This window comes from Candidatus Darwinibacter acetoxidans (assembly GCF_041936445.1).
Taxonomy (GTDB): domain Bacteria; phylum Bacillota; class Limnochordia; order Darwinibacteriales; family Darwinibacteriaceae; genus DTU010.
This window is the reverse complement of the sequence record NZ_JBHGXH010000291.1, coordinates 1-8,911: the sequence shown is the minus strand read 5'-3', so window position 1 is coordinate 8,911 and position 8,911 is coordinate 1. Positions and strand designations below refer to the sequence as shown.

8 protein-coding genes are annotated in these 8,911 nt (G+C 60.8%); 3 read left to right on the top strand and 5 right to left on the bottom strand.

Annotated features, from left to right (window positions below):
* The first annotated feature begins 220 nt into the window (after window positions 1-220).
* The 3 genes from ACE4YL_RS11220 to ACE4YL_RS11210 are packed head-to-tail and all read left to right on the top strand — an operon-like array spanning window position 221 to window position 3,416.
* Complete coding sequence (locus tag ACE4YL_RS11220; RefSeq protein WP_461359018.1) at window positions 221-586, top strand: ArsR/SmtB family transcription factor; 366 nt, start codon at window positions 221-223, stop codon at window positions 584-586.
* Window positions 587-596: 10 nt separating this feature from the next.
* Window positions 597-2,684, top strand: coding sequence for a heavy metal translocating P-type ATPase (locus tag ACE4YL_RS11215; protein ID WP_461359017.1), 2,088 nt, complete (start codon window positions 597-599; stop codon window positions 2,682-2,684).
* A gap of 27 nt (window positions 2,685-2,711) precedes the next feature.
* The gene (locus tag ACE4YL_RS11210; RefSeq protein WP_461359016.1) at window positions 2,712-3,416 is read left to right on the top strand and encodes an SIMPL domain-containing protein; all 705 of its coding nucleotides are present in this window, start codon (window positions 2,712-2,714) and stop codon (window positions 3,414-3,416) included.
* A gap of 59 nt (window positions 3,417-3,475) precedes the next feature.
* On the opposite strand, the gene ACE4YL_RS11205 is transcribed toward ACE4YL_RS11210, so the two are convergent.
* The 5 genes from ACE4YL_RS11205 to ACE4YL_RS11185 all read right to left on the bottom strand — a co-directional run.
* Window positions 3,476-4,162 carry an RluA family pseudouridine synthase gene (locus ACE4YL_RS11205; RefSeq protein WP_461359015.1) on the bottom strand — a complete coding sequence of 229 codons (687 nt, stop codon included), beginning with the start codon at window positions 4,160-4,162 and terminating at the stop codon, window positions 3,476-3,478.
* Between the two features lie 21 nt (window positions 4,163-4,183).
* A complete protein-coding gene (locus ACE4YL_RS11200; RefSeq protein ID WP_461360098.1) occupies window positions 4,184-5,776 on the bottom strand; it encodes an NAD+ synthase in 1,593 nt (530 codons plus the stop codon).
* Window positions 5,773-7,146 carry an MATE family efflux transporter gene (locus tag ACE4YL_RS11195; protein WP_461360097.1) on the bottom strand — a complete coding sequence of 458 codons (1,374 nt, stop codon included), beginning with the start codon at window positions 7,144-7,146 and terminating at the stop codon, window positions 5,773-5,775. The genes ACE4YL_RS11200 and ACE4YL_RS11195 overlap by 4 nt, the downstream gene beginning before the upstream one ends.
* Window positions 7,147-7,176: 30 nt before the next feature.
* Window positions 7,177-8,058: an RNase adapter RapZ gene (rapZ, locus tag ACE4YL_RS11190; RefSeq protein WP_461360096.1), complete on the bottom strand. Its 882-nt coding sequence runs from the start codon at window positions 8,056-8,058 to the stop codon at window positions 7,177-7,179.
* 145 nt (window positions 8,059-8,203) lie between these two features.
* Window positions 8,204-8,911, bottom strand: a 708-nt coding sequence (locus ACE4YL_RS11185; RefSeq protein WP_461367154.1) for a hypothetical protein, incomplete at its 5' end; no start/stop codon positions are given.

The following is an 8,911-nucleotide window of genomic DNA, read 5'->3' as shown; positions in this document are numbered from 1 at the left end:
TAACGAAGTACAGTGTTGGTATTGTGTCGCAGTTCTACGAACGGCGGTAGATTCTTCAGGAGCGGTGTACGCGGCCCGTACGCACCGTTCTGTGAGAGGAAAGCCGCTAGGCTGATCACCTAGCGGCTACCTACTCGATTTGACAGAAAGTGGACCGAGGAGTATACTATAGCTGAATATATGAACAAGTGCTCAGATATCACCGGAAGGGGGGAAGCACATGTCAGGCGAGGAAAACCTCTCCTGCGATGTGACCGTGATCCATGAAGATGTGGTGGAAAGGGTGCGCCAAGGCATGCCCGCGGAAGAAGACCTCTTTGAGCTCGCTGAATTCTTTAAAGTCTTTGGCGATACCACAAGGATCCGCATCCTCTACGCCCTCTTCCAATCGGAAATGTGCGTGTGCGACCTGGCCCACCTGCTGGGGCTGACCCAGTCGGCCGTTTCCCACCAGCTGCGGGTGCTGAAGCAGGCTAAACTGGTGCGGTTTCGCCGGGAAGGACGGGTAGTGTACTACTCCCTGGACGACGATCACGTCAAATCCATTTTCGACCAAGGGTATCAGCACATTCAAGAACGCAATTGAGGTGGAACACATGCGCCTGGTATACCATCTAGAAGGCTTAGACTGCGCCGCCTGTGCGGCCAAGATCGAAACAGCCGCGGCGGCGCTGGAAGCGGTGGAGGAGGCAGTGGTGGACTTTTCCTCCAGCCGCATTTTCCTGGAAGTGGGCCATAGGAGCAAAGAAGAGGTGAAGCAGGCCCTGCAAAACGCAGTGGCCCAGGTGGAACCGGGGATCACCGTCTCCGAACAGAAGCTGGAGCGCAGCCAGCCCGCACTCCTTACCCCCCGCAACATCAGCCTGGCCCTGGGGATTGCGAGCTTCCTTGCTGCCCTGTTGGTCCCCGCCCCCTCCAAACCGGCCCTCTACCTCGCAGCCTACCTCCTCGCGGGGGCAGAAATCATCCTGACCGCGCTGGGCGGGCTGCGCAGGGGCTTGGTTTTCGATGAGAACTTCCTCATGACCATAGCCACTGCGGGGGCGGTGGCCATTGGCGAGTTCCCCGAAGCCGCTTCGGTCATGATCTTCTACCGCATCGGTGAGTTCTTGCAGCACCTGGCGGTGGACCGCTCCCTCCGCTCCATCGCTGCCCTGCTGGCCGTTACACCGGAAACCGCCCACCTCAAAGAGGGGGAAGCGATTCGGGAAGTACCCGCCGCCCACCTGCGGATCGGAGATGTGGTGGTGGTGCGGCCCGGTGAACGCATTCCCGTGGACGGCCGGGTGCTCTCGGGAACCTCCGCAGTGGACACCTCCGCCCTCACCGGTGAAAGTTTGCCCACGGCTGTTGAGCCCGGGCAAGAGGTACTGGCCGGTTCTGTGAATCTCAGCGGCCTTTTGACCATTGCCACTGAGAAGCTGGCCAAAGACTCCACCGCCGCCCGCATCCTGGAACTGGTGGAAAACGCAGCGGCCCGCAAGGCACCCACTGAGGATTTCATCACCACCTTCGCCCGCTACTACACCCCCGCGGTGGTGGGCCTGGCTGCGCTGATGGCACTTATCCCGCCCGTCTTTTTCGGCGGCCTGCTCAAAGACTGGGTTTACAGGGCCCTGGTCTTTCTGGTGATCTCCTGCCCCTGCGCACTGGTGGTCTCCATTCCCCTGGGGTTTTTCGCGGGTATCGGCCGGGCCTCCCGGCAGGGAGTTTTGGTCAAGGGCAGCAACTACCTGCAGGCTCTGCACGAAACAGGTACCGTCGTTTTCGATAAAACGGGAACCCTCACTTCCGGCCAGTTCAGCGTGGAAGCGATCACAGCCCAGGAACCCTTTACCGCTGAAGAGGTGCTGGAGGCGGCGGCCCATGCCGAAGTCTTTTCCACCCACCCCCTGGCCCAGTCCATCGTCAGGGCCTACGGCGGTGCGGTGGACACCGCAGGGATCACCAGCGTAGAAGAGCTGTCCGGTTTTGGCGTTAAGGCAGCTTGGCACGGCCGGGAGATCCTAGTGGGCAGCAGGCAGCTGCTGGAGCAGGAGGGCATCCAGGTAGCCCAGGACCAGGGGCACTCAGGTGTGCACGTGGCTGTCGATGGCCGCTACGGGGGATCCATCACCCTGGTGGATGCCCCCAAGAAACGGGCAGCTCAAGCGGTCTCGGAGCTCAAGGCCCTGGGTATGGAAGTGGTTATGCTCACCGGAGACAGCCCCGCGGTGGCGGAAGAGATAGGAAGCAAACTGGGTGTCCATGAAGTGCGCGCCGGGCTTTTGCCCCACGAAAAGGCGGCGGAGCTGGAGCGTATCAGGCAGACCCGCCGCGGCAAGGTCGCCTTCGTGGGGGATGGGATCAACGACGCCCCGGCCCTGGCCGCCGCCCATGTGGGCGTGGCCATGGGGGGCTTGGGCTCCCAGGCAGCCATCGAGACGGCCGATGTGGTACTGGTGAATGATGACCCCTACGATATGGTCAAGGCCGTTCGGACAGCCAGGAACACCAACCGCATCGTGCGGCAGAATATCGCTTTGGCCCTTGTGGTCAAGCTCGCGGTGCTCCTTTTAGGCGGCCTCGGCCTGGCCACCCTCTGGGAAGCCGTGTTTGCAGATGTGGGAGTAACCCTTTTGGCAGTGCTCAACTCCATGCGGATCAGTGCCCCACAAAGGAACAGACCTGCCCGAAGGGTATAATAACACCGAGAGAGGGAAGTGAAAGCCATGCGGCGCAGTGTATTGTTGATGCTCACCCTCGTGCTGCTCCTGACCTTTACGGCGGCAGCCAGCGCCTCGCCCAGGAGTTTTACCATCCAGGTTCAAGCTTCAGGGGTGGTCACGGTTCCACCCACCAAGGCCCAGCTGTGGGTGGGGGCCAAGAGCGATGGCCAGACGGCCCAAGAAGCCCTCGGCCAGAGCAACGAAGCGGTGGAGCGGCTCCTAGAGGTTTTCTCCAAGTATACCGCTCCGGAACTGGTGAAAACCTCAGAGTTCACCATGTACCAGAACGAGCAGTGGGATGAGGAAACCGGCCAGTTTGTTCCCACGGGCTTTTCCGTGCGGCACGTGTTTGAGGTGCAGATCCTTGACCTCACGCGGGTAGCGGCCTTCTTGGATGAAGCAACCCAGGCGGGGGCCAACATCATCTACGGCCTCAGCTACGGCGTGCAGGATTACCGCCGCCCCAAGGAGGAAGCGTTCAAGCGGGCCATGGATGAGGTCTGGTGGAAGGCGGGCATCATCGCCGAGGCCAACTCTGCCCAGGAGCTGATTCTGGAGGCGGTGGAAGAAACCTACTACTACGGAACCGATTACAGCAGCATGGGCCTGGAGGCCATGTCCGCCCAGGAAGGCTCTTTCGCCCCCGGCCAGCTGCAGATCACAGCCACCGTCTCTGCCACCTTCCGGGCGTACTTACCTGAAGAATAGACGGAACCCAAGCCCAAAAAAGCCCAAGCGCCATGAAAGCGTTTGGGCTTTTCCCTTTTCTAGTTGAAAGCTAAAACATCCTGGAAGGCGGCCCAGGGCCTGACCCGGGGGGGCGGCTCCCTGAACTCCAGAAGCGCGTCCGTGGTGGGGTGCCTGAAGCTGAGTTCTTCCGCCCAGAGGGCGATCTGCCGCTCCCGGCTGGGGGGCCCGTAGCGCCGGTCCCCCACCAGGGGATGGCCCAGCTGCGCCATCTGGACCCTGATCTGGTGCGAGCGGCCGGTTTCCAGCTTGATCCGAAGCAGGCTGCGCCCGCCCTGCATCCCCACCACCTGGTAATGGAGCTGGGCTCTTTGGGCCCCCCTGGTTCCCGGTTTCACCTGCCTGACCAGGTTTTGCTCCCGGTCCTTGAGCAGATAGCCGCTGAGGGTACCCTCCAGGCTTTCCAGGTAGCCGTGGACCACCGCTAGATAACTGCGGTGGAAGGACCCCTGCCTGATCTGGGCCGATAGGCGGCTGGCCGCCTTGGAAGTCCTGGCCACCACCATCACCCCGCCCACGGGACGGTCCAGGCGGTGCACCAGGCCCAGGTAGACGTTACCGGGCTTGTTGTACTGCTCCCGCACATAGTCTTTGAGAAGCGAAAGCAGATCCGGGTCACCCGTCCGATCGGCCTGGGAGAGCAGGTTGGGGGGTTTTACCACCACCAACAGATGATTATCCTCGTAAATCACGGTAATTTCCTTCATGGGTTTTCTTGGGGGCCTCCTTTACAGGGCCTTCACGGCGGCCAGGGGCATCTGGCGTTCCCAGCCCAAGCTGGGCGTTGTGATCCGCAAGATCAAGGCCGCCTGCCTCCGCTTGTACTCGGCGGCTTCCACCGCCTTAACTGTCCAGCGCACCGTATCCTCAGCATAACCCCGGGCCACAATCTCCTCGGGGCTCAAACCCTCATCCAGGTAAGCTGCGAGGATCCCGTCCAGGATGGCGTAGGGGGGCAGGGAGTCTTCATCCCGCTGGTTGGGCCGGAGCTCCGCGGAAGGGGGTCTCGTGATAGTGTTCTCGGGAATGATTTCCCCCCCACGGTTGATGTAATGCGCCAGCTGGTAAACCATGGTCTTGTACACATCAGCCAGCACCGCCACGCCGCCGCACATATCTCCGTAGAGGGTGCAGTAACCCACCGCCAGTTCACTCTTGTTGCTGTTGGAGAGCACAAGCCCTCCAAACTTGTTTGAAAGGGCCATCAAAAGCCCACCCCTCAGCCGAGCCTGGATATTTTCTTCAGCCACGTTGGGCTCAGTACCGGCGAAATGCTTCTCCAAGGAAGATAAGAAAGCGTGGTAGAGCTCGGTGATGGGCAAAACATCAAATCTGATGCCCAGATTGCGGGCCAGAGCCTCCGCATCCCGGGCGCTTTTGGGGCTGGAGAAGGGGCCGGGCTGAGTGATCCCCCACACCCGCTCGGGCCCCACTGCTTCAGCTGCGATGCAGGCGGCCACCGCGGAATCCAGGCCTCCCGAAAGGCCGATGATCACCCGCTTCATCCCGCACTTGTTAATATAATCCCGCAGACCCAAAACCAAGGCCTGGTAAATCCAGGTGGTTTCATCCCCGGCACCTTCCGCCAGCGGCTTGTCTGGGGCCTCAAGATCAACCAGTTCCCCTCCGCTCGCGAAGTGTGGCAGGGCGGCCAAGAGCTGACCTTGCTCATTGAAAACGCGGCTCCCGCCGGGAAAGATAAGTCCATCATTGCCCCCCACCTGGCCCACGGCGGCAAGGGGCAGGCCCACCTCTGCCGCCAGCTGCCGGAGGGATTCCAGCCGCTGCTGCTCTTCCCCTGCCTGGAAGGGTACGGCCCGGGGGTTGATCACCAGGTCGGCCCCCTGCCTTTTGAGCTCCAGAGCTAGCCTGCTATCCAGCTCCAAGCCCAGGGCAATACCCAGGGCGCGGTTCTGAACGGGGATGATCAGGCTGTCCCGGCCGGCATTGAAATAGCGCGGTTCGTTAAAGAGCCTAAAGGAAGTGAGCTGCCTTTTGTGCTGAACGCCCAGGATGGCACCGCCCCTGAGCACCAGGGCTGAATTGTAGAGCTTCTCCCCTTCCTGCCAAGGCGTACCCACAACCAAGGTTAGTTCGGGATACCCTTGGGAGAACTCCACCAGGGCCCCGGCAGCCTCCCGCAGCCGGGCTAAGAAGCCTTGGCCAAGGAGCAGATCGCCGGGGGGATAACCCGCCAGGTAAAGCTCGGGAAAAACGATCAGATCTGCATCTTGGTTCTCCTGCACAATCTGGCGCAGCCTGGCTAGATTCCCCTGGATATCCCCCACCGTTGGATTCTCCTGGGCCAGATAGATCTTCATGGTTTCACCTCACTTGGCACAACCCCGGGGGCAGTACCTAATGCTTGCAGTTCCCGCCAGACCAGGTGGGAAGTAACCAGCGTGGCCCCTGCATCAGCCAGGGGATAGGCGGCAAACACTCCAGAAAGTCCCCAAAACCGGGGCAGGATCAAAAGCAGGGGGATCAGCAGCAGCACCTGGCGGCTCAAGGAAAGGAGGGCCGCCTTTTTGGGCTTGCCCAAGGCCTGAAAGAAGTTGGCCCCCACAATCTGCAGGCCCACCACGGGCATGCAGATCATGACGGTACTCACCGCCTGTACACCCAAGGAGATCAGCTCGGTATCTCCCCTGCCGAACAAGGAAACAAGCTGCACCGGAAAGAGCCTGGTAGCTAGAAAACCTAGATTGACTATGAGCGTGGCTGCCCCGGCCGCGTAGAAAAAGGCCTGCCGGACACGATCATACTGCCTAGCCCCGTAGTTGTAGCCGAGAATGGGCTGAGCCCCTTGGTTGATGCCGAAGATGGGCATGAAAAACAGGGTGTTCAGGCTGAAGACAACGCTCATGGCGGATATGGCCAGATCTCCCCCGTGGCGGATCAGACTCTGGTTCAAAATGAAGTTCTGCACGCTGGAAGCCAGCTGCATGGCAAAGGGGGCAAAGCCCAGGGAGACGATCTGCCGAACGATGGGGAGTTCCAGTCTAGGCACGGCCCGGAAGTTCAAGCGCAGCTGGCTCTTGCCCCGCAGGAAGTAAGAGAGCACCCAGGTCGCGGAGAAGGCCTGGGCCAAAATGGTGGCAAAAGCCGCCCCTTTGACGCCCCAGCCGAAATAGAGGATGAAAATGGCATCCATAATCGTGTTGGAGATGGCACCGATAAGCATGCTGCCCATGGCCACAGCGGGGCTGCCCTGGGCCCTGATCATGTGGTTGAGCCCGAAGGCCACCGCTTGGAAAATGGCGCCGTAGAAGATGATGCCCAGATAATCCCGGGCATAGGGCATCACCGCCTCGCTGGCCCCCAAGAACCTCAGCACCGGGTCTAGGAAAAGCATACCTGCCGTCGTTCCCGCTAGAGCCACAAGCAACAGCAGTCCCAGGGCATTGGCCAGGATTTTCTCCGCTTCCTCTTTGCGGCCTTCCCCAAGGCGGATGGAGATCAAAGCCGTAGAGCCCAGACCCACCAGCATCACGAAGGCCATCTGCACCAGCATGATGGGGAAAACCAAGGATAGGCCCGCCAAACCCAGGGGGCCCACGCCGTTACCTACAAAAATGCGGTCCACCACGTTGTAAAGGGCCTGCACCAGCATCCCCACAATGGCCGGTAGGGAGAACTTCACCAGCAGGGGCAGAACCCTTTCCGTTCCCATTCTTTCAGCGCGATCCATAGACTCACCCTTCAGCTTCGTTGCTCCGGCTTACGATACGCTCCACCCCAGCTCCCGATGCCTGGCCCGGACCTTGATCCGCCGCGCCTCCAGGCGGTTGGCCAGCTCATTGGCGATGGCCACCGAGCGGTGCTGACCGCCAGTGCAGCCGATGGCGACGGTCAAGCGTCCCTTCCCCTCCCGGGCATAGTTGGGCAGGAGCTCGCAGATGAGGTCGACGAACTTCTCGAGAAACTCCTGCGTCGCCGGCCACTGCAGCACGTATTCCGCAACCGCCGCATCTTGGCCCGTAAGGGAACGCAGTTCATCCACATAGAAAGGATTGGGGATGAAGCGGACATCGAACACGATATCTGCATCGATGGGCGCACCGTATTTATACCCAAAGGAGAACAGATCTACAAACACAGATTCGTGCAGCGGTGCACCCGCGAAGATCTCGTTGATGCGCACCCGCAGGTCCATGGGGCGCAGCTCGGATGTGTCGATGACCGCATCGGCCATCTCCCGGGCGTCCGCCAGGAGGCGCCTTTCTTCGGCGATGCTCTGGAAAATACTCTGCGTTCCGCCTTCACTTTTGGTCAGCGGGTGCAGGCGCCTGGTTTCGCTGTAGCGCTTCACCAATACCGCATCGGAACAGTCGAGGAAAATGATCTTGTAGGAATGCCCGCTGCGCTCCAGCCATTCCAGGGAGCGGCGCAAATCGCTGAAATACTCGCGCACCCGAATGTCGATGGCGATGGCATACTGGCGGGCGCTCTGGCTCTGCACATGCAGTTCCACTAAGCGGGGTAAAAGGGCAGGCGGCAGATTATCGATGCAGAAAAACTGCAGATCTTCCAGGACCTTCATGGCCTGCGTCTTGCCTGCCCCCGATAGACCGGTGATGATGACAAAATCAACCTTGCCCAACAATCTGCACCTCCCTGGGGCCGCGGTACCGCGGTACCCTCCTTTATTCCACAATAGTTTGCTTCTCCCTGCCGCCCCTAGACAGCAAAACCCTCCACCTGGCGGGCCACGGCCCGCCGAAGTGGAGGGTACTGCAATCCACTCACTACCGCCGCCAATTCCGGTTCAAAGCAGGCGGTGAGCTCAGATGGGTGTTGTCCTGATAGGCCATGGACCTATCGTAAACCAAAATGGTCGGCCCGGCAACTTCCTCCTCGAGATAGCGCTGTTCAGGCCGTTCCTGGACTTTGTACAGGTTGAACGTGAAGGTGGTTACCCCGCGCTGGGCCCGGGGAGCCCGCATGGAAAGGACCATGTAGGGGTCCATCCACTCCACCCGCCGGCGCACCGGCGAGAAGAAGAACCCGCCTTCCACCGAGTCCACTGCGATTTCCCCCACATCACCTTCACCAAAGCCCCAGTAGTTCTCATCCACAACCAGGTACGCGCCGCCCCGCTCCGCAGCCAGGAAGCCCAAATCAACAAACACCTGCACCTCATCCTGGGCGCGCACCACATAGGCTTGGGGCCTGAAGATCTCTGACGTCTGCACGTCCACCACCGCGGTCCTATCCCAGGCGTTCAAGCGCACCGCCAGGGGCTCGCCGCGCCAGGTGGAGTTGAGGTGAAAGGCCTCGATCACAACTGTGCGGGCGGGCACGACAATGGTGCGGTCGGAAAAGAAGGGACGCCAGCGCTGATCCCAGCCCTCTGGAGACAGGGTGATGGTAACCCGGGAACGGCCCCCGTTGGCCAAGGCCACCTTCACGGTCTCCTCTTCCAACCAGGCCACCACGGCCACATCCCCCAGCCA

Excerpts from the sequence above, each read along its gene's own strand:
- ACE4YL_RS11205 (WP_461359015.1), bottom strand. The coding sequence starts at position 4,162 with ATGAAGGAAATTACCGTGATTTACGAGGATAATCATCTGTTGGTGGTG.
- ACE4YL_RS11200 (WP_461360098.1), bottom strand. The coding sequence starts at position 5,776 with ATGAAGATCTATCTGGCCCAGGAGAATCCAACGGTGGGGGATATCCAG.
- ACE4YL_RS11215 (WP_461359017.1), top strand. The coding sequence starts at position 597 with ATGCGCCTGGTATACCATCTAGAAGGCTTAGACTGCGCCGCCTGTGCG.
- ACE4YL_RS11195 (WP_461360097.1), bottom strand. The coding sequence starts at position 7,146 with ATGGATCGCGCTGAAAGAATGGGAACGGAAAGGGTTCTGCCCCTGCTG.
- ACE4YL_RS11210 (WP_461359016.1), top strand. The coding sequence starts at position 2,712 with ATGCGGCGCAGTGTATTGTTGATGCTCACCCTCGTGCTGCTCCTGACC.
- ACE4YL_RS11220 (WP_461359018.1), top strand. The coding sequence starts at position 221 with ATGTCAGGCGAGGAAAACCTCTCCTGCGATGTGACCGTGATCCATGAA.